The sequence below is a fragment of the Paenibacillus sp. 1A_MP2 genome (assembly GCF_052244825.1).
Taxonomy (GTDB): Bacteria; Bacillota; Bacilli; order Paenibacillales; family Paenibacillaceae; genus Paenibacillus; species Paenibacillus vandeheii.
The window spans coordinates 1,395,297-1,416,465 of the sequence record NZ_JBQQCS010000001.1 but is presented as its reverse complement, the minus strand read 5'-3'; the positions used below and the strand labels follow the sequence as shown (position 1 = coordinate 1,416,465).

Sequence of the window (21,169 nt, the reverse complement as noted above, 5' to 3'; positions counted from 1 at the left end):
GCCTTGTTCAAATGAACGGGCATTGTCACGCAGGACAGCCTTTATGCTGTCATCTGCATTTCAAGGAGGAAGAGAATTGGACTTTATATCATCAATTATTATGGGCATCATCGAAGGTTTGACTGAGTTTTTGCCCGTGTCCTCGACCGGACACATGATTCTGACTGCCCACTTGCTGGGATTATCGGAGGACAACGAGTCAGTCAAAACGTTTGAGGTGGTTGTGCAACTCGGAGCTGTACTTGCTGTCGTTGTGCTGTACTGGAACAAATTCATTGATATGTTCCGCTTCACCGGAGGCAAAAGGAGCTACACCTCCCGTCTGAATCTCATACATATCTTTTTGGCGATGGTTCCTGCCGTGGTCATTGGACTTGTATTCCGGGACTGGATCAAAGCGCATCTGTTTGGTGCACAGACGGTACTGTACAGTCTCGTTATAGGTGGTATTCTGATGATTGTCGCTGAACGTTGGAGTCACCGCAGCGAACGCATTACAACCCATGATGTAGACGATATTACGTATAAACAGGCGTTTGTTGTGGGGCTTTTTCAAATTCTCGCATTATGGCCAGGCTTCTCCCGTTCCGGTTCGACGATCTCCGGTGGACTGTTCGCAGGAGTAAGCCGGGTTGCAGCAGCGGAATTTACATTCCTGGTCTCTGTGCCGATTATGATTGGAGCCACAGGATATGATCTGTACAAAAGTATCGATCACCTGAACAGCAGCGATCTCCCGATCTTCGCGATTGGATTCATTGCCGCATTTATCGTGGCCATGCTTGCCATCAAGACGTTCCTGTCCATTTTGAAAAAACTGAGCCTGACCGTCTTTGCTGTTTATCGCTTCGTGCTGGCAGCCGTATTCTTTATCATTTTAATGATGTAACCCTATCTTCAATTCATGTAACCAAAAAGCCAATGGCGACCTGTTTCCCTACGGAACCTGGTCGCCATTTTTATGTACTAAACAAAATCAGGACCACTTTCTGGCCTGAACTTTATTTAATTTCTTTAGATCCCTGATTCTTTTAATAATATGCTTCCTATTACGCTTTCTTTCTTCCAACAGTTGTTTCACACCTCTCATCAATAAAAGGTATCTCAGGTCATCCTCATGGCTCAATTGATGCATTTCTTTAAGAATCGTATTGCTCATCTCCGTCTCTGTCACCCCAATATTTGTTTATCCTGAACATTATACGAGAGCGTTCTTAACAAACTCTCAACAATTCGATTCATTTGTGAACAGCATCCTTCCTCCTCGCCCCAACATCAAAAACACCTCCTATCAGCGATAGGAGGTGTGTGTTTCGTATAACTAATGCGATCTAAACAAACTGATTCCGCTTATACCTTGGACTCCAAAGTCTGCAGGTATTCCGAGATTTGAGCAGGCGTTTTTGCCCATTTGCTGTGCAGATGCGCAATTTTCTTGCCGTTCTGGAATACCAGCAGACTTGGAATGCCGCGTACACCGTTTTCTTCAGCAAAAGGAAGGAACTCTTCTGCATCCAGGGCATAGAAGGTTTTATCCGCATGCTGGTCGATAACATCCCCGATAAAACGATCCAGGTTTTTGCAATCCGGACACCAGGTTGTATCAAATTTAATGACGGTAAGCCCGTCAGAATTAATTGTATCGCGATATTGTTGCTCACTTTGAATTCTATCCATATGTCTTCTCTCCCTTATTTGATTCTTCATGGTTGACCTTCATTGTACCTCGTATAGTTACAATTGAAAATAGGCTGCCAACGTTTAGCGGTGCTGCTTGTACAGATTAGCGGGGCTGAGCTCCCGTATTTCGTTAATCTCCGCATCCGTAAGTGCTGCTGATTCCGAGGCTGCGATATTATGCAACAACTGCTCTCTCGAACTGGCTCCTGGCACAACAGCGGCAACAGCAGGATGCGCTAGTGCATAGCGAATGGCCGTTTGAGCCATGCTGCGATTGTCTGTAACCAAACGGCTCAGTCCTTGGCGTATGGAATGCAACTCCTCTGGTGTATAATCCAGATAACCTTTATCTGCCTTGGCAGCACCAGAATCGGCGAGAACCCCACTTGCGACGGGTCCACGAGCGATAACGCTAATGCCCTTTTGCTCCAATAAAGGCAATACTTCCTCTTCAGCCCGACGATCTGCTACGCTGTATTGATTCATTACGCTGATAATGGAAGCCCTCTGCACATATTCCCGAATTACGTTAGGACGAATGGAGGATATGCCGTAATACCGGATAAGCCCTTCCTGCTTCAGTTCCTCAAAGGCTTCAATCGTCTCTTCGATTGGATCATCCATTGTACCGCCATGCAGCTGATACAGATCAATATAATCCGTCTGCAGCCGTTTCAGACTGTCTCGAACAGCCTGTTTGATATAGGCTTTGGAAGGGTCCCATGACCAGCCTTCTTTCCCCGGTAGGCGACGATTGCCAACTTTGGTTGCCACAATCACCTGATCCCGGCGGCCCTGAATGGCCTGTCCCACGATTTCCTCGTTTTTCCCGCATCATAGAGGTCAGCGGTATCCAGAAGATTAACACCACGATCCAATGCTTCATGAATCAAGGCGACGGCAGGTCCCGCTTCGATTCCAAGCGACATACAGCCAAGCCCAATTTCACCAACCATGAGTTCGGACGAACCCAGACGATTTTTCTTCATAAGTTGCACATCCCCTTCCATACGTTCTGCAAGTTTCCATTGTATCATTCTTGCTGGCAAAAATCGCATATGACATATGAGCGCACACAAAAACCCGGGACCGTACCAGCTCCGGGCTTTTCATGCAAAGTCTTCTATACCAAAATCTATTTTACATCCACACGTGAACCTGTTTTGCTTCCATAAGTCGGTCTAGAAGATGAACTTGAATTTTTCATCAGTCCTGACACCGTAGTGAACAGCTTATCCCTTGCCTGTTTGTTCCTCATCAAGTACGTCACGCCTGCTCCAATAGCTGTTACAATGATTCCACTTTTCTTAGACATATGTTGATCCTCCTTCAGGATTAATGTACATTGTGTCTTGCTTGAATTTACCCTGTAGGAGAAAAACGAAACGTCAGATGCCATCTCTAAAATTAAAGAATGGCCTATTATAACTTAAAACAAATGGCCCCTGAGAATTCAGGAGCCATTTTCTAACGTGCTGGCTTAGCATTCAATCAATCGGACGGTGGCGCGACATGAGTCATTTCCTCATGTTTGTACGTAGAGCCATCCGCAGTCAGGTAAAAGTGACCGATCGGATGCAAATCTTCATCCAGTTCGTAGACCAACGGTATGCCTGTCGGAATATTAAGCGCCATTACGTCCGCCTCGGACATTTGGTCCAGATGCATGACGAGTGAACGGAGCGTATTGCCGTGCGCGGAGATTAGCACCCTTTTGCCTGCTGATACAACCGGCTTGATCTCTGCATTCCAGTACTCCAGCACCCGCTTCGATGTATCCATCAAATTTTCGGTACGCGGGATGGTACAGCCCAACCGTTGATATTTGTCCTGATCCTGAACATAACGATCATCTGTTTCGTCCAGGGCCGGGGAGATATGCTGACGGAGCGTCTCCACTCCATCACCTGCTCCTCGCCATACTTCAGCGCAGTCTGCTGTTTGTTCAGTCCTTGCAGTGCCCCGTAGTGACGTTCGTTCAGCTTCCACGTCTTCGTAATCGGAATCCACATCCGATCCATCTCATCGAGTGCAATATCCAATGTACGAATGGAGCGTTTAAGTACCGAAGCATAGGCGTAGTCAAAATCAAAACCCTGTTCCTTCAGAATCTTTCCCGCTTTCCGTGCTTCTCCGTATCCATCGGTCGTCAGATCCACATCCGTCCAACCGGTAAAACGGTTCTCCACGTTCCACATACTCTGTCCATGGCGAATCAATACAACTCTGTACATAAGCGTGAATCCTCCTTCCATGAAACCATTACCCGCAAGGCGAGCCGGATATGCCCATGATATGTGAAATGATTAATAGTAAGGTGCCATCATCAGATACACAACTACCCCCGTTGAACTAACGTAGAGCCAGATTGGCATCGTCCAGCGAGCAATTTTACGGTGTTTCTTCAATTGATTCGTCCAGCCCCATACCAGAGTGAACAGAGCAAGCGGTACAATGATGGCTGCCAATATGCTGTGCGAAATCAGAATGAAGAAATAGATGGAACGAATGATACCTTCCCCGCCGTATTTGGACGTCTCAGGAGACAGATAATGAAACGACAAATACGTAACTAAAAATAAAAGCGTCGTTGTGAATGCAGCAAGGATAAACCTTTTGTGCAGTTTTACATTCCGTTTGATGATGGCAATTAGTGCCGCGAGCAGAAAGATAAAGGTAAAGCTGTTGAAAACGGCGTTAAACCGCGGCAAAATTGTAATGTCAAAGGCCACATCGCCTTTGTATCCGATAGATGGTGCAAAGAACAACAATAAAATAATGACGTTGGCGAGAATGGAAATGGTAATAATGAGACCTGCGAAATTTTTATTACTGGTCGGGGCAATCTGATTGGATTGAATGTTCGGGTCCCCTTTGTCCTGTTTGCCCAATGAAAAATCCTCCTCATATCCTAACTTCTATGTTCTATCTCATTATATCTTGCCATATCTCGACTGTTAAGTGACAACACTCTGAACAAAAAGCCTTGTCAGGTTCCTTTAAAGTGCCCTCTTAAGGCCATTTTCATTAAAAGCTCGCCTTCACCGGTTTACCCCATCCTGTATTTGTGGTATAATTAATGCAATTAAACACATACGCGTTGAACTGGAGGAGCCTGTCACCAAGGGCCCTCCTTGTCTTTTTTTAAGGCATAAAGCGGCACTTTTACAAGCGCTGTTTTATGCCTTTTTTTGTTCTTTAAGCTTGGAATGATCCCCCTTGGACAGGTAATCCTATAAACGCTACTGCTGGAGAGGAGCACATCTATGGAATTTATTTTGGTTCTTGCGCTAATTCTGATTTTCACCAAGTTAGCCGGAGATTTATCGGTAAGACTTGGTCAACCGTCCGTATTGGGTAAATTGATCGTTGGTGTCATTCTCGGACCTGCTTTGCTCGGTTGGGTTCAACCGAATGATTTCATCCATTATATGGCCGAAATTGGGGTATTGCTGCTCATGTTCATTGCCGGACTTGAGACCGATTTGGAGCAATTGAAGAAAAACTGGAAGGCGGCCTTTGCCGTAGCCGTTGGGGGTATTATTTTACCTTTTATGGGGGGTTACGGTTCCGCAATAGCCTTCGGCATGTCGCAGACACATGCATTGTTCTTTGGACTTTTGTTCTGTGCAACATCCGTAAGTATCTCTGTCCAGACATTGAAGGACATGGATCAGTTGGGCTCACGTGAAGGCACTACGATTCTGGGGGCAGCTGTTGTAGATGATGTCCTGGTCGTGGTCATTCTCGCTGTAATGATGAGTTTGCTCGGAACAGGTGCTGGAGACACATCCATCCCTCTTCTCATTGGTAAAAAGCTGCTGTTCTTTATTATTATTATCGCTGCCAGCTGGTTCCTAGTTCCACGCATCATGAAATGGATGGCCCCGCTGAAGGTTACGGAAACCGTTATCACCGCGGGCCTGATCATCTGTTTCGGATTTTCGTACTTTGCGGAGTGGATGGGTGTTGCCGGGATTATCGGTGCATTTGCGGCGGGTATCGCCATCTCCCAAACCAACTTCAAACATGAAGTCGAAACCAAACTTGAGCCGATCGCTTACAGCATTTTTGTCCCTGTATTCTTTGTAAGTATTGGCTTGAATGTTACTTTTGAGGGTGTCGGTTCACAGATCTGGTTCATTGTTGTCATCAGTCTCATCGCCATTGCTACCAAGCTTCTCGGCGGAGGAGCGGGTGCACGGCTGACTGGATTTGATCGGGCCTCATCCTTGGCTATTGGATCAGGTATGATTTCCAGGGGGGAAGTTGCTCTTATTATCGCCTCCACCGGACTCGCTTCCGGATTACTGGATCCTGAATATTTCACTAGTGTGGTTATTATGGTTATCATTACAACACTGGTTACGCCACCTCTGCTCAAAATCACCTTTGCTCGTAAAAAAGGCGAAGCCCGTGTTGAACAAGGCATTGAAGACTCGCATTTAAGTGGGTAAAACGAAATGTTATGTACCAGCTCGCCGTGGAAATTCCACGGTGGGCTTTTTTTATATTTTCCATAGAGTTGATTCATGTGGAAACAAAAAAAGACCCCTTACATACAAAAGGTCTTTATCCTCGCCTGTTCATAACAGGCTGTCCCATTTTAAGTTAGCACCCCTACATAAAAACCGATGGATATAAAGACAACACACCATATAAACGCCCCAATGCCGGAGACCAGAACATAACGCCCCATAGCCATACGGCTAATCCCGGAGAAGCAGCACATCAGATGACGAATGCCTGGAATGAAGTATCCCAATATGATGGACCAGTACCCGTATTTCAAAAACCATGACTCTACCCTGCCGAGCCGTTTGGCGTTGACTCCGACCCACTTACCATACTTCTCAACCAGTGGCCGACCTGCCTTTTTGCCAATGGTGTAACTGAGAAGTCCTCCGGTGAACGCTCCGCCAAAGCTGACGACGATGGACACCGAATAATTCAGCACCGAGATGGAGGCGAGATAACCGACAAAGGTCATCATCACCTCATCCGGAATAGGCATGCCAATCACGCCAAGAGCCAGCAGTCCGTAAATTGCGAAATAACCATATTGACCAATAAATTCTCTTGCAAATTCCATACTGACTCGCTCCTTATTTCGGCTCCACAATATCCTTCTCATGGGGGCTAGCACTTGTTTTAGAGACGGGAATCGGATTTGGCTAACCATAAGACCGGATAATACGATAATGACAAGATAGGCTACACCATGAGTGAAATAAGGACTCCAGAGCGCAAAAAAGGACATCAGACCGCCTGCAAACGTAATCGGCATGCCAACAAAACCATGGCTTGCTGTCTTCTGGCAATTGTAACGGGCGAGACGCAATGCACCACATACCGGGAATAGTGCTGTCAGAGCCATCCCCAGCGTACTTACTTCGTACATAGAGTTCAAATACAGGATCAGCACAGGGGCTGTTCCGAACGAAATAACATCAGCAAGTGAATCCAGCGCTTTGCCGAACTCCCCTTCACAATGCAATTTCCGGGCAGCGAACCCGTCAAACAGATCAAAGAACATCGCTACCCAAATCAGCGTCACGGCCAGCGCAAACTCGCCATGGATAGCCATTATGACAGCCAGCATACCTGAAGTTAGGTTGCCCAACGTTAGAATGGACGGTAAAGATTTCATAGACTTGACTCCCTTTCGTACTAAGCATTAGGAAAAACAATATAAAAACGGACTCCATCCGGCGTATTTTCTACGCCATAGCTGCATCCGTGCAGATCGAGAATTTGCTTCGCAATGGCCAGGCCCAGCCCGGTTCCCCCCATTTTACGATTACGTGAACGCTCCACCCGGTAGAACCTTTCCCAGATATACTGGCGTTCGGCTTCCGAAATCCGCTCCCCTTTATTCTCAATCGAGATTCGAACCTGCCCTTCCGGCCTGCTGATCTCAATCAAAATATCGGTATGGGGAACGGCATGGCGTATGGCGTTCATCATCATATTGTAGATCACTTGCTCCAGCTTGCTGCGATCCCCTTCCACAGACTGTTCTGTGGTAGATACAAGCACAACTTCCAGCCCTTTATCCTTTAACTGCGGCCCAAGACGTCCCGCAATATCCTCAATCATATCTCCAAGAGCCACCGCATCGGTATTCAGCCTAACCGCTTGGGATTCAAGCCGTACCAGATCCAGCATCTCTTCTACCATCGTTTCCATTTTCACAGCTTCATCGGCAATGATCTCAATATATCGCTCTCGCTTGCCCTCACTTACACCATCCTTTAACCCTTCGGAGTACCCTTTGATGATGCTAATCGGGGTTTTGAGCTCGTGAGACGCATCGGCAAAAAATTTACGCTGCCGTTGTTCGATCTGCTGCTTCATTTCCATATCCGTACGCATCTGGCTGTTAGCCTGCCTTAGCTCTTCCAGGGTCTGACCCAGTGTCGTTGATAATGCGTTCAGGCTGTCGGAAAGGCTGCCAATTTCATCATTGCGGCGAATCGGTGATTTCACGGTGAAATCAAGGGTCGACATTTTTTTGGCAACATGGTTCAGAGCGAGCAAGGGTTTAGTGACAATTCGGGACAAGAGCAGGGAAAGGAATACAATGAGTACAAATGCAGCAATACCGAAATACGCATAGAATAGCTGCGTCGCTTTACTGGCCTCTCTCATTTCTTGCAGTGATGTCAGCGAAAAAATAAGTTGCTGCTGGGGTCCTGAGCTGTGTACAGGTGCAATGGTGAGCACATTTCGTACACCGCTCCAGCTATCGGTCCATTCTTCATTGATCATCTTACCATTGGCCAGACTCTGCTGATCTTCCTTAGCCAGCGGGAAGCGGCTGTCCAGTGCCTGCACAAGCAAGCCCTGCCTTTGACTCCAGGTTGCCAGATTAGGAAGAACCACATCCGTTAATACCCCTGACCATTCCTGTACCGGTTCAGCTAATTCCTGAAAACTTTCTGTTCCCCACACAGAAGAGCTGGTATCTTTGATCTTAAATGGATAAACCATCGGTTCCGTCAACCCACTGGCTGGACCTGTTACCGTTAATTGCTGTCCATATTTGAGATGGGAAGCAATCCAGCCTGCATTCTCACTGTTGATAAACAGTGACAAGGATACCTTCACCTGAGTGCCGTCCTCACGGAGCAATGTAATGTGGAACGGATCATTGACCAGCTTGCCCGTATTCGTCAGGATGACCAGATGCGATTGATTCTGTCGCATGAAATTCCCGGTTTCCTTGGCCAGCTGTACATCATTCCAACGTCCAGCTGAATATTGCTGCTCGAATTTGGTCAGATTTTTCTTGATACTGCTAATCTTCTGATGTTGGTAAAAGTCCGGGAACCAGACCAGTTGGGCAATCACCGTGGTTCCATATAGAAGGAGAAGGAACCCGGCCATGACCAGAAACAGCTTCATCGTTACACCGTTACGTCTCATGCCTCAACCTCGAATCGATAGCCGGTACCAATGACGGTACGGATACACTTGGCTTCATCGCCAAGTTTGCTGCGCAGTTTCTTAATATGGGTATCCACAACACGGGAGTCCCCATCAAAGTCGTATCCCCATACCCGGTTGAGGATGGCATCACGGGACAATACAATTCCCTGATTACGAGTTAAATACAGCAGCAGATCATACTCTTTGGGTGCAAGCTCCACCTCAGCTCCATCCTTCTCAAGCCGACGAGCCCAGGGATCGAGCGTTACATGTCCAAACCGGATTACGCCCTGCTCCCTGCTAACTGCACCCTCTACCCGTTTCATTAATGTCTCTGCACGTGCCACCAGCACACGAGGACTGAAAGGCTTCGTTACATAATCATCCACACCAAGCTGAAAGCCATGAATCTTGTCATCATCTTCCGATCTCGCAGTCAGCATTATAATAGGTACGGTAGACTGAGAACGAATATGCCCACATAGGGTCCATCCATCCATTTCGGGCATCAGCACATCCAGAATGACCAGGTCCACTTCATGCATTGCCAGCAATTCCAGCGCCTCAACCCCATGTTCTGCTTCAATCACATTCCATTGTTCTTTTATGAAATAATCGGCCACAATCTCACGAATGCGGCTTTCGTCTTCCACCAGAAGCACTGTTCTGACCATGACCGACTCTCCTTTTAGCATTCTGTTGATAACATAACGATTCCATGTGTCGTCCGTGTGTCCATCCATGTTCTGGAACGGACTCCATCTTATATACGATTAATATATACCAGAAGTTACTAAATTTTATAAGCAGCCGCAAAAAAGAAGCCGTCAACGAGCAACATCCTGCTCATTGACAGCTACTCAAGTTGAAACCACGCTTTTTCTCCGCGATTACACACTACACGTGCGCACCGCTTAGCTTTGATGCTCCAGTCGGTGTGCCACATGCAATGTTGGGCCAACAAAGCGGTTCAGCGGGAATCCGCCAGCAATCGCTTTGGTCACGAAGGCTTTACCTTCACGAACAGCCTCTTTCACGGTCAGACCGCGCGCCAAACCTGCGGTAATAGCCGCAGATGTGGTGCAGCCTGCACCGTGTGTGTATCCGGAGCCAACAACATCGGCTTCAAACCATTCGTAGTTCGTTCCGTCATAGAGAAGATCCATCGCTTTGCCCGGGTTAATAACGCCTCTGTCCTTGATCAGGACATGCTTCGCCCCGTGAGCGTGAATGACAGCTGCCGCAGCTTCCATCTGCTCCTTGGAGCGGATCAGTCCGCTTTTCGCCAGCTGCGATGCTTCAAATAAATTCGGGGTAACCAGATCAGCACCCGGCAACAGGAATTCAATCATCGCTTCTGTATTCTCAGGTTGCAGCACCTCGTCCGTACCTTTGCAGACCATTACCGGATCGATAACAATCTGTGGCAATCCACTCCGGCGGATATGCTTCGCAACCAATTCAATGATGTCTACAGAACCCAGCATGCCCGTCTTCATTGCATCAAAACCGATACCATCCAGAACGGTACGCAGCTGTGCCTCTACTACATTTAATTCAACAGGAAAGACCTGGTGATCCCACGTGTCAGGCTCCATCGCCACAACAGTAGTCAGCACCGTCATGCCATACACACCAAGCTCCTGAAAAGTTTTCAAATCTGCCTGAATCCCTGCGCCTCCGCTCGTATCCGAACCAGCTATTGTTAATGTTTTTGGAATCGTCATGGTAGTTGCATTCTCCTTCGTCCTTCAGTTGACATTATCCTATCCCTTGTACGAGCGGATGTCAATGGCATCTGAAGCCATACGGAGTATGGTTTCCAGAGGAATTCAGTTCATATCTTTTGTCTCCAGACTGAACATGGACAGTGAAGCAACCCATATTCCTATGGCCCCCAATGTCAGGGGAATCACGATAATCGTGTTAATTGAAAACGTAGGCCCGTTAAAGCCCGAACATACCACCATAACAAGCAAAATGGATGACACCAATGTAGTCGTGACCGAATGTTTACGCATCCCGAAGAATAAGGGAATCAGGGCCATGCCTGCAGCGGAGAGGGAACTGACGACATACTTCAGCAGCAGTACCCATGCATCACGCATCGTCAACGTATCGGGAATGAAGTCATAGAATTGGTTTACCGCAACTAATAATGCCCCCATCAGCACATCGGTTAATAAAATCATCATGAAAGTAAACACAAACACTATAATCAATTTGGCAGCAATGATTTTATGCCGTTTAATCGGGTAGGTAAACATGACATTCATCGTTTTATTTCGATACTCACTGATAATCAGCTTCGCTATGAGCGCACCGCCAAAGATAATAAAAACAGCTCTGGCGAACGTATCGATTAACATGAAGGAAACGGAGTAATCGGCAAAGGCATAATCTTCAGCACCCAAATCGGTGTACCCAATCAGGAATAGAAACAGGATCAGGACGAGAACGGCAATACCTGCGGTTCTGAAATTCCGGGCAAACCGATGTTTGCGCAGTTCCAGCTGGATTAGTTTAAGCAACGTCCTCATCCCCCTTCATTAAGTTCATGAAGTGTTCTTCCAATGAATGTGCCCTTTTGAAAATGGATTCAATCTCAACGCCATGCTGGATCAGCTTACCTGTCAATTGCGATGGAGCGATACCTGGATCATAGATGCGTATGGTTTGGTCATTGACCATTTTATAATTATTCAACTCCAATTGGTGCTCCAGGACATAGGCCGCTTTACGCGGGTCCAGCGTTTGCAGTTCAATGTATTCGCTATGGCTGCCGCGGATGCTGTCCATTGATACTTCCTCGACCAGACGTCCATTCCGAATGACCCCAACGGTGTCCGCAATCTGTTCGATCTCCCCAAGGATATGACTGGAGATTAACAGAGTAATCCGATACTGGGAGCTGAGACGTTTGAATAAATCGCGCATCTCCTTTATACCTAGGGGGTCGAGCCCATTAATCGGTTCATCCAAAATGAGCAGTTCCGGTGTTGTGATAAGCGCACGGGCGATGCCCAGACGCTGTTTCATCCCCAAAGAGAAGTCTCGTACCGGCTTCTTGCCCGTGTCCTTCAGCCCTACATTTTCCATCATGTTGTCAATGACCTTTTTGTTGTAGAATCCCATGTATTCACAATGGAGCTCCAAATTCTCCTTCGCGGACAAATGATCATAGAAAAAAGGATATTCAATGATGCTGCCCATACGCTTCAGCAGTTCATAGGACGTTGGGGTCAGCTTCTCACCGAACAATTCAATCTCCCCTACAGTCGGTTTGACCAGATTGGTCAGCATTTTCATCACAGTCGTTTTTCCAGCTCCATTCGGACCAAGAAACCCGTAAATCTCTCCTTGCTTGATATTCATATTGACGTTGGATACAACCTCTGTCCCTGCATAGGTTTTGGTCACACCTATCGTCCGCGCAATATATGTCATGTTCTTATTCTCCTTTACGTTCGTCCCTGACAGGTTCTTATATCTGTATTGTAAAGAGAAAAGTCTTCTTTTTATTACTCAAATCTTACAAAAATCTTAAGCTTAACGAAATCCTTATTGAATGCACCTAAAAGGGTTTTAAAACAACCGAAAACGTCGTTCGTTCATAAGGAACACTGCGCAAATCAATGCTCCCACCCATTCGCTCCACCAGCCGCTTCGTAATGGTCAGCCCCAGTCCGCTACCCTGATAGAGACGATTACGGGAATCCTCCAGCGTATACATGCGTTCGAATACACGGCTGTGCTCCTGTTCTGGAATGCCCCTACCCCGGTCCCAGACGCTAAGCTTTACCTGCTCCCCTGTCGAATAATCGAGTGAAAGACCAAGCATCTTGCCATCCGCTCCATATTTCATAGCATTGGTAATCAGATTATCCAGTACACGGTCCAGTGCTTCTTCGTTGGCTCTCACAAAGATATCTGCTTCGGGAATCTCCAGCTCCACTTGCAGACCCAGATTCGTTAACATCTCATAAAAAGAAAGCATCTTCACTCGACACAATTCGCTTACATTAACCTTTGTCAGTGCAAGCTCGGTGTCTCCAGATTCCAGCTTCGCCAAGTCAAAAAAAGAATGAATCAGACGCAGCACCTCCTGCGCCTTATCCTGAATTTTGCCAGTCATGATCACGCGTTCCTGATCTGTTATGGAAGGGCTGTGCAGGAGTGTTTCACTATAACCGAGCACGACCGTTAGCGGTGTCTTCAGGTCATGTGAGATGTTGGAGAGCATATTGCGCATTTCCTTCTCCTGATTGGCATAACCCGCTTTGGCCCGATGGGCATAATCCAGCAGCTCGTTGACATCCTTGAGAAGCTGGCTGATTTGAGCATCGCTATTAAACACAAGCAGGCGCTCAAAGCTCCCTTGCTTCACAATCGCCGTTAATTTCTCATGGATGTAGGACAGATCTTTACTGCGTTTATGCATCCTTACGCTCAGTAGGATAACGATAAAAGCCAAGATCATGGTAGAAACAGCAAAGAGCAGCGTCACCCCGGGTCCACCTCCAGCTTATAACCAATTCCCCACAGCGTCTTGATGTATCGCGGCTCTGAAGGATCAGCTTCCAGTTTCTCGCGCAGACGGCGCATATGAACGTTAATGATATTTTCGTCACCATAGTAGTGATCGTTCCAAACGGAAGCGTAAATCTGAGCCTTGGTAAATACTTTGCCGGGATGGGTTACAAACATCTTGAGAATGCCAAATTCCTTGGAGGTAAGCCTTACAGGTGTCCCATCCCGCTCCACCTCATACGTCTCCATATCGACCGTAATGCCGCCAATCTCAATGCGCTGGGACTTTGGAGGAGCTGTAATCTCAGACTGTGCATTATAATTGGCACGCCGAATAGCCGCCTTGATCCTGGCGGTCAGCTCAATCAACGAGAACGGTTTGCTCAAGTAATCATCAGCGCCGAACCCAAGTCCAAGGGCTTTGTCCACCTCCCCGTCCTTCGCAGACAGGATGAGAACAGGCACCAGACTGACGGCACGGATGGCCTGAAGCACTTCCATACCGCTTTTATGCGGCAGCATCAGATCCAGGATGACCAGATCATAGCCTGGCTGGGATTGGCTGAATTGGCGTTCTGCCTCTAATCCGTCATATGCATAAGAGACGTCATAGCCCTCTTTTTCCAAATAAGGACCAACCATCTCACTAATTGAGCGATCATCTTCAACAAGCAGCAAGCGATAACTTGACACGAGCTTCCCTCCAACATGAACGTTTTCCTTTATTACCTCACAGTTTGCATGAATTGGCAATGAAATACGAAAAACCCGGCCGGATCGCCACTTTATGTTTCAAAGTGAACCACCTGCCAGGTCTAATAAACAAATCCTATACCGTCTCGCTGCGTATCCAGCACAGTCCGATCGTTCCCGCACCTGCATGAATGCCTACCACAGGGATAAAAGGCATAATTTCCGTCTTTAAGCGGGGAAGCAAATCTGCAATCTGCTGTTTGATTGTAACAGCTTCTTCCTGATTGTTCGCATGCATGATGCATACATGCTTCACTTTCCCCATATCCACCTTGAGCACATCCAGCATGCGCTGTTTGGCCCGTTTGAACGTACGAATTTTCTCATTCACAACCACTTTGCCCTCTTCGAATCGTAAGAGCAGATGAATCTTCAACAATTGGCTAAGGATAAGCTGGGTCCCCGACACACGACCACTGCGGTGAAGATGCTGAAGACTGGCCGGGATGAGGTAAAAGGACATGTTATCAATCATCTGTTCGATATGAATTTTGATCTCGGATGCCGTACAGCCTTGCTTCTGCCTTTCCAATCCTTGCAAGATCATCTCCCGCAACGGATACGCACCTGCTCTGGAGTCAATGGCGGTAATCGTCACACCTGCAATCTCGGCAGCCTGCATCGAAGTGTGCAGTGTTCCGCTAAGTGCAGTGGAGCAATGAATAGTAATAATCTCATCGTACTGGTCTTTCAACGACTCATACAGTTCAATAAATTCACCAATCGGCGGCTGTGAACTGCTTGCCCGTGATGCCTCACCAAGTTTCTCATAGAATTGTTCCGATGAAATATCTTCCGTCTCCCGGTAACATTCCTCTCCAAATACAATGCGCAGAGGTACGATGTAAACATGATTCTGCTCAGCAAATAGCGGATCGAGTGTGCTCGTACTGTCGGTGACCCATGCAATTTTCCTCATTCCAACCTTCTCTCTTGCCGGATTGTTGAAGCTGTATCCTCAATCGTCAGGCACATGCCCGGCGGATTATTTATAATTTGAATAGTTTATATTGTAAACGTTTGCGTTCTTGCCCCTCAATTATAAAGGAACGGACAAACCGCTGTCTTGTGGCGCATTGTTGAACAGCCTCATTTCTTCCGGTATATGCCAAAAAAATGTCTTGCCTGTGAAGGAATAAATTGGTATGCTGTTGTCCTTCTCTCTTTTCGCCTTGACTGAAGTGAACGGAACCGCCGTTCAACCAACTTATCGGAGGTGTCACATGCTTTATTTCACTCTGGCTTCCAAAGCCTACTCCCGGAACCTGCAATACCGCGGAGCTCACATGGTACATAACCTGGCAAGCGCCATGTTCGGTTACATGTACGCCTGCCTCTGGATCGGCATCGGGGCTGACCACTCTCTCGGAGAATATGGGACACAGGGGATGATCAGTTACATTGCGTTTACGCAATCCTCTCTCTGGATCTCAGGTTTTCTCACCAATGGACTGGGTATTCCACTCACGGTCAGGACAGGGCAGATCGCGCTTGATCTCATGAGGCCGGTTCATCTATTCACCCACCTGATGGCACGTGAATGGGGGCAGATTGCCTACCAGTTCGTGTACAAAAGCATTCCGATTTACCTGCTCTTCTCCATCGTATTTTCTCTGCAATGGCCCTCAGAAGCTTCAACCCTGCTATTTACCGCAATTGGTCTTGCCGGCGCATCCTATTTATCCATCTGTATGAATTACATTATTGGCGCCACCGCGATGTGGACTACGGAGTCCTCCTGGCTGCATTGGGGCAATCACGCCATGATGAATCTGCTCGCAGGTTTCTTCATCCCGCTGGAATGGCTGCCAGACTGGCTGGAACGAATCGCCTGGTTATCACTCTATCCTTTCCTGCTCTATGTCCCAACCCGGATCTATCTGGGTTACGAAAACGGCTCCTTGCTATGGGGAACCTTGATTTGGTGTGTCCTCATGACGTTCGTCTGTCTGGCGATAACCCAGGTACTGCGCCGTAAAGTGGAGGTGCAGGGCGGATGAAGACCACTTCCTGGTTCACTTTATATAAAATGCTCATTCGAACGAGCATCCGTAGTCGGATGCAATACAAGTTCAATTTCATCATGGCCTCCGTTCTGGCCGCATTGATTCAAATCTCCGAGTTTCTAATGGTTGCCCTGGTGCTGCACAAATTCGGAGCCATCAAAGGTTGGTCCCTTCATGAAATTGGTTACCTCTTCGCGATCATGACCCTATCCAAGACGTTATATCGAACATTTGGCAACGAAGTGCATCATCTGGAAAAATATTTGGTCGGCGGCGAACTCGATCAACTGTTAACCAGACCCATGCCCGTATTGCTGGCGTTACTGCCCCAAAACTTTCGCATTATGGCCGGTGAGGTGTTACAAGGCGGGTTTATTCTTTGCTGGTCGCTGGCGGGCATGATGCATAGCGGACAGATCGGCTGGACTGTCATCCCCTTCTCTCTGCTCATCATCCTGACCGGGTCCATTATTCTTTTTTCAATTGGGCTGGCCACGGCAACGCTTGGATTCTGGACCACACGCATTGAGGAGCTGCAGACCATCACCGAGGATGCGGCCCGTACGGCTGCCCAATATCCGCTGACGTTATATCCCAAATGGATGTCCGGCATATTGCTGACCGTAATCCCGGTGGGTTTTGTCAACTATGTTCCGTCACTCTATCTGCTTCGCGGGGAATTAGGAGCATGGGTTCTTGTTGCGATTGTCGTAGTTGCCATCCTGAGCCTGGCCGCAAGTCTGCGTTTCTGGAAATTCGGTTTAACCAAATATCAAAGTACGGGTAGCTAAGGGGAAAATATCGTCATGACCATGATTACAGCGCGCCATCTGCAAAAGGAATTCAAAACTCCTGTGGTACGCGAAGGCCGGTTCTCCGGGCTTCGCACCTTGTTTTCACGCGAATATCTGTCCAAGGAAGCGGTGCGAGACATTAGCTTTGATATTGGCAAAGGAGAGTTTGTTGGTTATATCGGCCCGAATGGGGCTGGCAAATCCACCACGATCAAAATGCTGACGGGTATCCTCCATCCAACCTCGGGTGAGGTGTTGCTCGGTGGCATGAATCCACATCAGGAAAGACGCCGCACGGTTGGACGTCTAGGTGTGGTGTTTGGACAGCGCAGCCAGCTCTGGTGGGATCTGCCTGTGAAGGATTCGTATGATATTTTGGCCGAGATGTACGGAGTCCGTCCCGAGGACAAAAAGAGACGATTGGGCCAGTTCGCCGAGCTGCTGGATCTTGAATCATTCTGGGCCACGCCTGTCCGCAAGCTCTCGCTTGGTCAGCGAATGCGTGCCGATCTCGCAGCTTCCATGCTGCATGATCCGGAACTACTTTTTCTCGATGAGCCGACGATTGGACTAGATGTGAATGCGAAGCGGAACATTCGTCAATTTCTTCGTACATTAAATGAAGAGTTTGGCAAAACGATTTTGCTGACCACCCATGACATGGACGATATTGAGCAGCTATGCAGTCGGGTGATGGTAATCAATCACGGCCAACTTACGTATGACGGCTCAATTCCCTCCCTACGTGACACCATCGGTCTGCCAACGCTTATCCGGGTGACGTATCGGGGTTCGTTTCATATGCCGGATATCATATCGTCCGCCATTCAGATTACAGGGGCAGAAGGCCAAGTCGTCACCGTCGAAGTTAATCGTAAAGAGTGGAGCACGATGGACATTCTGAAACAGCTCGAGCAATGGGGCCAGATTGAAGATGTCGAGATGAAAGAACCGGATTTTGAGGATATTATTCATCGGGTGTACTGACTGGCCTATTTTATTAGGATCTGGATGAGGGCCTGTTCAAATGCCGTTACATGCGGGAAGGACATGACGTACTGTAATATTGGAGGTGAAGTGTCATGCTTGTTACCAAACACACACTTGCTGCATCCAGTGCACACGCCACTCCCTATTACATCGTTCGAGGCACGAAGCCCGGACCCGTCATCATGATCACATCAGGAGTTCACGGGAACGAAACCGCAAGCATGGCCGCTGCGCAGAAGCTGGCTAATGACTGCATGACAGGACGACGACACGTGGTTCGCGGAATCCTCATTATTGTGCCACGGGTGAATCAGAAGGCCTATCGGAACAACAGCCGAGGAAAACCTGATTTAAACCGCACGTTCCCGCGGCATCTCTCTGGCAAAGCCAAACATCCGCTTGCTTCCGCTGTCTTTGGGCTTGCCCGTCAATATGGGCCTGCCTGGTGGCTGGACCTGCATGAAGCAAACGGATTATCCCAACGCAGTTCACAGGTACTGGGACAAACCTTGATTACCAATCCTGGCAGCCGGGCTGTTCCGGTATGCAAACGAATAATAGCGCGAATGAATCGGTCAATTCCCATTCGTGACAGACACTTCAACCTGAAGCAACACGAATTGCCCGGTTCAGCACGAACAGCCGCAGCTCGCCTGCTTCAAGCGCGCTCGGTTACGGTAGAAACCTGCTGGAGTCTGAACCGTTCGGAACGGATCAAGTATCAGACGGCAATTGTGCACCATTTTCTGCGTGAAGCAGGTTTGTTTTGAATCAATTTCGGGATGGTTGGAACAACAAAGACACCTTCAAGGATATCTCTCACGCCGGACGCGTCAGAGATAATTCTTCGAAGGTGTTAATTGTTTACAGGGTTACATTATGAAGTTACATTATGAAGTCACCTTACGTATTCCCCTCCTCCCTATTGATTCGGAAAGATTCAATATAATTGTGAATATCATGCTCTGGCGTCAGAAGCAACCCGGCAAGAAGCGTCTGCATCTGCTGCAGGTTATCGATATGCAGTTGAATCTCTTCAATTCGGTCACGAACGAGTTCTTTTAGTGCTTCGCTCTCCACATCCTCCTGACTGAGCAGCTGTAACGTATCCTTTATTTCCTTTAATGAATAACCCAGTGATTGAGCATCCTTAATGAATTTGATCTTAACCAGATAATCTTCGGTATACACACGGTATCCGTTGGATGAACGACGGGGAGCAGGCAGAATCCCGCTGTCCTCGTAATATCGAAGTGTTGCCATGCTTACACCCGTACGTTTGGCCAACTCTCCTCTTGTCATCGTTTTCATGCCTACTCCTCCATCCTTCTATGCATTATTCCTCCTGCTTGCTGCGCAGCTTGGTATACTTCATATCATAGGTGGCCTCCGGAAAATGGTTTGACGGCCCTTCCAGCAATGGTTGCTCCTCTTCTCCCTTCAAGTAACGGTCAAAGAATGCCAATGTATACGATCTGGTAATGTCCACATTATGCTCCGGCGTCATGCCCTTGGCAAACATCTTGGGTGAAATTAAGGAGATATCCGTGAAACTCTGATGGAAAAAGCCATCCACGGTTAAGTAATACGTATCATTCAAGCTGTGTGACATCACGTAATCCAAATCCGGTTCAAACTCGGGATAGAACACCTTGTCTCTCTCGGTTACGCTTGGGTCCAGGCTTTTGGCTGTTTCTCCTGACATAATATACATAAACGGCTGTTTCAAAGCTGTCGTAGAAACACTGCCCCAGAATCCGCCTTCCAAACTGAGTCCTGCTTTGAAACGGTCATCCTGGGCTAACGCTTCCGCTGTTGTTGCACCACCATAGGAGTGACCAAAAATACCGACAGAATCCAGATCAAGCTTGCCTTCGAGCAGCTGATTCGGATCTTGTGTATTCCACTGGGTGAGTGTATCCAGTACAAAGCTTGCGTCGGCTGCACGAATACCAACACCTTCTATATTATGTTGATATAGCTCCTCTGACGTTGGATAGTCAGGATCTGGCTCATATGAAGCAATATGTCCATCCGGGAATGTCACTTGAGCAGATGTATACGGATGGTCGATCCCAACAACAATGTAGCCATGGCTTACAAGTTCCTCAATCGCGGTCATACTTTGAAAACGTGCTGAGCGCACTCCAGGGGAGAACAATAATACTGGATATTTACTCTGTGCGGCAGATACCTCAGCACCCTTAACAACATGTGTGGGAATCGTATCCAGGTAACTGAACACCATCGGTGGAATTCCAAATACGAGACTGATCGCCTCTCCCAACTCGGCCGGATAATGTTCTAGCGGCAATCCTTTGGCCGTTTCCTGATCTACAGGATACCAAACATTGATCATAAGCTCACGCTTATCACCCGCTTCAGCCGTCTTGGTCTCTTCGCGGGATTCATCCGTTAGCTGCTGAGAAAAGGTGCCTATGGCGAATGAACCTGTTGGTTCAGGCATCGTGAACGCAGGGAAAAACGACGTCAACACTATGGAACCTGCACTGAGAGCCAGCACCAGAACAGAGGACAGGGACGTTGTGATCCATGAGCGACGTCTGGATTTCAACGTGCTCTGGGGTGCATGGTGAGAATAGTGTCTACGGCGTCCCCATCTTACGAATTGAACGCTCCACAGAATTATAAGTACAAGCAACACGATATAGGTAGGCAGCATCTGCACTCGTAAATGATTGATAATGCCATGCAGCAGCACTGCCAGCACGAGAGCGGAAAACATCCCCATGGAATACGCACGGCGCTTAGGAGCCGCCAGCATAAGTGCCGTAGCTAATATCGTGATGAGTACCAATATCCATTCTAAAATCCTCATTATTCTACCTCCAACTTGATGTAATACACCAAGGATAAACCTTGAAGTATAATTCAAGGTCAAGGTCAAATTTTAAACCATACTCAACTCATTGGAAAGTTCTCGTTTACGCAAAAAGAACTGCTCCTGACGCAGCAATCCGCGTG

At 47.7% G+C, this 21,169-nt stretch carries 20 protein-coding genes and 3 pseudogenes; 6 read left to right on the top strand and 17 right to left on the bottom strand.

Annotated features, from left to right (window positions below; all coding sequences use genetic code 11):
* Positions 1-100: 100 nt before the first annotated feature.
* A complete protein-coding gene (locus ACTWJ7_RS07095; protein WP_256984517.1) occupies positions 101-889 on the top strand; it encodes an undecaprenyl-diphosphate phosphatase in 789 nt (262 codons plus the stop codon).
* A 461-nt stretch (positions 890-1,350) separates the two neighbouring features.
* Here the strand turns inward: ACTWJ7_RS07095 and ACTWJ7_RS07090 are convergent, their stop codons facing one another.
* From ACTWJ7_RS07090 to ACTWJ7_RS07070, 5 genes and pseudogenes are all read right to left on the bottom strand, one after another.
* Entirely contained in the window at positions 1,351-1,677 is a 327-nt protein-coding gene (locus tag ACTWJ7_RS07090) for a thioredoxin family protein (RefSeq protein ID WP_301879854.1), read from the bottom strand.
* Positions 1,678-1,761: 84 nt separating this feature from the next.
* A pseudogene (locus tag ACTWJ7_RS07085) lies at positions 1,762-2,669 on the bottom strand (aldo/keto reductase).
* 146 nt (positions 2,670-2,815) lie between these two features.
* Positions 2,816-2,995 carry a hypothetical protein gene (locus tag ACTWJ7_RS07080; RefSeq protein WP_301879856.1) on the bottom strand — a complete coding sequence of 60 codons (180 nt, stop codon included), beginning with the start codon at positions 2,993-2,995 and terminating at the stop codon, positions 2,816-2,818.
* A gap of 176 nt (positions 2,996-3,171) precedes the next feature.
* Positions 3,172-3,914: pseudogene (gene gpmA / locus ACTWJ7_RS07075) on the bottom strand (2,3-diphosphoglycerate-dependent phosphoglycerate mutase).
* A 72-nt stretch (positions 3,915-3,986) separates the two neighbouring features.
* Entirely contained in the window at positions 3,987-4,571 is a 585-nt protein-coding gene (locus tag ACTWJ7_RS07070; protein ID WP_285079698.1) for a DUF420 domain-containing protein, read from the bottom strand.
* A 375-nt stretch (positions 4,572-4,946) separates the two neighbouring features.
* Here ACTWJ7_RS07070 and ACTWJ7_RS07065 point away from each other — a divergent pair, with 375 nt between their 5' ends.
* Entirely contained in the window at positions 4,947-6,137 is a 1,191-nt protein-coding gene (locus ACTWJ7_RS07065; RefSeq protein ID WP_301879858.1) for a cation:proton antiporter, read from the top strand.
* 149 nt (positions 6,138-6,286) lie between these two features.
* Here the strand turns inward: ACTWJ7_RS07065 and ACTWJ7_RS07060 are convergent, their stop codons facing one another.
* The 10 genes and pseudogenes from ACTWJ7_RS07060 to ACTWJ7_RS07015 all read right to left on the bottom strand — a co-directional run bounded on the left by ACTWJ7_RS07060 (position 6,287) and on the right by ACTWJ7_RS07015 (position 15,313).
* A complete protein-coding gene (locus tag ACTWJ7_RS07060; RefSeq protein ID WP_024631438.1) occupies positions 6,287-6,772 on the bottom strand; it encodes a DedA family protein in 486 nt (161 codons plus the stop codon).
* A gap of 78 nt (positions 6,773-6,850) precedes the next feature.
* A pseudogene (gene pssA, locus ACTWJ7_RS07055) lies at positions 6,851-7,330 on the bottom strand (CDP-diacylglycerol--serine O-phosphatidyltransferase); the annotation flags it as partial.
* A 20-nt stretch (positions 7,331-7,350) separates the two neighbouring features.
* Positions 7,351-9,108 carry a sensor histidine kinase gene (locus tag ACTWJ7_RS07050; RefSeq protein ID WP_301879859.1) on the bottom strand — a complete coding sequence of 586 codons (1,758 nt, stop codon included), beginning with the start codon at positions 9,106-9,108 and terminating at the stop codon, positions 7,351-7,353.
* A complete protein-coding gene (locus ACTWJ7_RS07045; protein ID WP_024631441.1) occupies positions 9,105-9,785 on the bottom strand; it encodes a response regulator transcription factor in 681 nt (226 codons plus the stop codon). The genes ACTWJ7_RS07050 and ACTWJ7_RS07045 overlap by 4 nt, the downstream gene beginning before the upstream one ends.
* Positions 9,786-10,025: 240 nt before the next feature.
* Entirely contained in the window at positions 10,026-10,838 is an 813-nt protein-coding gene (gene thiD, locus ACTWJ7_RS07040) for a bifunctional hydroxymethylpyrimidine kinase/phosphomethylpyrimidine kinase (protein ID WP_024631442.1), read from the bottom strand.
* A 105-nt stretch (positions 10,839-10,943) separates the two neighbouring features.
* Entirely contained in the window at positions 10,944-11,642 is a 699-nt protein-coding gene (locus ACTWJ7_RS07035) for an ABC transporter permease (protein ID WP_179132852.1), read from the bottom strand.
* Positions 11,635-12,558: an ABC transporter ATP-binding protein gene (locus tag ACTWJ7_RS07030; RefSeq protein ID WP_079350138.1), complete on the bottom strand. Its 924-nt coding sequence runs from the start codon at positions 12,556-12,558 to the stop codon at positions 11,635-11,637. The genes ACTWJ7_RS07035 and ACTWJ7_RS07030 overlap by 8 nt, the downstream gene beginning before the upstream one ends.
* Before the next feature lie 127 nt (positions 12,559-12,685).
* Positions 12,686-13,591 (bottom strand): sensor histidine kinase, encoded by a 906-nt coding sequence (locus ACTWJ7_RS07025; protein WP_079350263.1) that lies wholly within the window; start codon positions 13,589-13,591, stop codon positions 12,686-12,688.
* 23 nt (positions 13,592-13,614) lie between these two features.
* On the bottom strand, positions 13,615-14,283 hold the full coding sequence (locus ACTWJ7_RS07020) for a response regulator transcription factor (protein ID WP_052016671.1): 669 nt from the start codon (positions 14,281-14,283) through the stop codon (positions 13,615-13,617).
* A gap of 187 nt (positions 14,284-14,470) precedes the next feature.
* On the bottom strand, positions 14,471-15,313 hold the full coding sequence (locus tag ACTWJ7_RS07015; RefSeq protein ID WP_079350139.1) for a DegV family protein: 843 nt from the start codon (positions 15,311-15,313) through the stop codon (positions 14,471-14,473).
* Between the two features lie 304 nt (positions 15,314-15,617).
* Between ACTWJ7_RS07015 and ACTWJ7_RS07010 the strand changes: the two genes are divergently transcribed.
* The 4 genes from ACTWJ7_RS07010 to ACTWJ7_RS06995 all read left to right on the top strand — a co-directional run bounded on the left by ACTWJ7_RS07010 (position 15,618) and on the right by ACTWJ7_RS06995 (position 18,954).
* Entirely contained in the window at positions 15,618-16,394 is a 777-nt protein-coding gene (locus tag ACTWJ7_RS07010) for an ABC transporter permease (RefSeq protein WP_301879860.1), read from the top strand.
* Positions 16,391-17,191, top strand: a complete 801-nt coding sequence (locus ACTWJ7_RS07005; RefSeq protein WP_079350140.1) for an ABC transporter permease — start codon at positions 16,391-16,393, stop codon at positions 17,189-17,191. Before ACTWJ7_RS07010 ends, ACTWJ7_RS07005 begins: the two co-directional genes overlap by 4 nt.
* A 21-nt stretch (positions 17,192-17,212) precedes the next feature.
* Entirely contained in the window at positions 17,213-18,181 is a 969-nt protein-coding gene (locus ACTWJ7_RS07000; RefSeq protein ID WP_301880621.1) for an ABC transporter ATP-binding protein, read from the top strand.
* Between the two features lie 95 nt (positions 18,182-18,276).
* Positions 18,277-18,954: a succinylglutamate desuccinylase/aspartoacylase domain-containing protein gene (locus ACTWJ7_RS06995; protein ID WP_079350141.1), complete on the top strand. Its 678-nt coding sequence runs from the start codon at positions 18,277-18,279 to the stop codon at positions 18,952-18,954.
* 133 nt (positions 18,955-19,087) lie between these two features.
* On the opposite strand, the gene ACTWJ7_RS06990 is transcribed toward ACTWJ7_RS06995, so the two are convergent.
* The gene (locus tag ACTWJ7_RS06990) at positions 19,088-19,495 is read right to left on the bottom strand and encodes a MerR family transcriptional regulator (RefSeq protein ID WP_301879862.1); all 408 of its coding nucleotides are present in this window, start codon (positions 19,493-19,495) and stop codon (positions 19,088-19,090) included.
* A gap of 25 nt (positions 19,496-19,520) precedes the next feature.
* Entirely contained in the window at positions 19,521-21,023 is a 1,503-nt protein-coding gene (locus ACTWJ7_RS06985; RefSeq protein ID WP_301879863.1) for an alpha/beta hydrolase, read from the bottom strand.
* Positions 21,024-21,169 lie beyond the last annotated feature (146 nt).

Excerpts from the sequence above, each read along its gene's own strand:
- ACTWJ7_RS07095 (WP_256984517.1), top strand. The coding sequence starts at position 101 with ATGGGCATCATCGAAGGTTTGACTGAGTTTTTGCCCGTGTCCTCGACC.
- ACTWJ7_RS07090 (WP_301879854.1), bottom strand. The coding sequence starts at position 1,677 with ATGGATAGAATTCAAAGTGAGCAACAATATCGCGATACAATTAATTCT.
- ACTWJ7_RS07080 (WP_301879856.1), bottom strand. The coding sequence starts at position 2,995 with ATGTCTAAGAAAAGTGGAATCATTGTAACAGCTATTGGAGCAGGCGTG.
- ACTWJ7_RS07065 (WP_301879858.1), top strand. The coding sequence starts at position 4,947 with ATGGAATTTATTTTGGTTCTTGCGCTAATTCTGATTTTCACCAAGTTA.
- ACTWJ7_RS07060 (WP_024631438.1), bottom strand. The coding sequence starts at position 6,772 with ATGGAATTTGCAAGAGAATTTATTGGTCAATATGGTTATTTCGCAATT.
- ACTWJ7_RS07050 (WP_301879859.1), bottom strand. The coding sequence starts at position 9,108 with ATGAGACGTAACGGTGTAACGATGAAGCTGTTTCTGGTCATGGCCGGG.
- ACTWJ7_RS07045 (WP_024631441.1), bottom strand. The coding sequence starts at position 9,785 with ATGGTCAGAACAGTGCTTCTGGTGGAAGACGAAAGCCGCATTCGTGAG.
- thiD (WP_024631442.1), bottom strand. The coding sequence starts at position 10,838 with ATGACGATTCCAAAAACATTAACAATAGCTGGTTCGGATACGAGCGGA.
- ACTWJ7_RS07030 (WP_079350138.1), bottom strand. The coding sequence starts at position 12,558 with ATGACATATATTGCGCGGACGATAGGTGTGACCAAAACCTATGCAGGG.
- ACTWJ7_RS07025 (WP_079350263.1), bottom strand. The coding sequence starts at position 13,591 with ATGATCTTGGCTTTTATCGTTATCCTACTGAGCGTAAGGATGCATAAA.
- ACTWJ7_RS07020 (WP_052016671.1), bottom strand. The coding sequence starts at position 14,283 with ATGGTTGGTCCTTATTTGGAAAAAGAGGGCTATGACGTCTCTTATGCA.
- ACTWJ7_RS07015 (WP_079350139.1), bottom strand. The coding sequence starts at position 15,313 with ATGAGGAAAATTGCATGGGTCACCGACAGTACGAGCACACTCGATCCG.
- ACTWJ7_RS07010 (WP_301879860.1), top strand. The coding sequence starts at position 15,618 with ATGCTTTATTTCACTCTGGCTTCCAAAGCCTACTCCCGGAACCTGCAA.
- ACTWJ7_RS07005 (WP_079350140.1), top strand. The coding sequence starts at position 16,391 with ATGAAGACCACTTCCTGGTTCACTTTATATAAAATGCTCATTCGAACG.
- ACTWJ7_RS07000 (WP_301880621.1), top strand. The coding sequence starts at position 17,213 with ATGATTACAGCGCGCCATCTGCAAAAGGAATTCAAAACTCCTGTGGTA.
- ACTWJ7_RS06995 (WP_079350141.1), top strand. The coding sequence starts at position 18,277 with ATGCTTGTTACCAAACACACACTTGCTGCATCCAGTGCACACGCCACT.
- ACTWJ7_RS06990 (WP_301879862.1), bottom strand. The coding sequence starts at position 19,495 with ATGAAAACGATGACAAGAGGAGAGTTGGCCAAACGTACGGGTGTAAGC.
- ACTWJ7_RS06985 (WP_301879863.1), bottom strand. The coding sequence starts at position 21,023 with ATGAGGATTTTAGAATGGATATTGGTACTCATCACGATATTAGCTACG.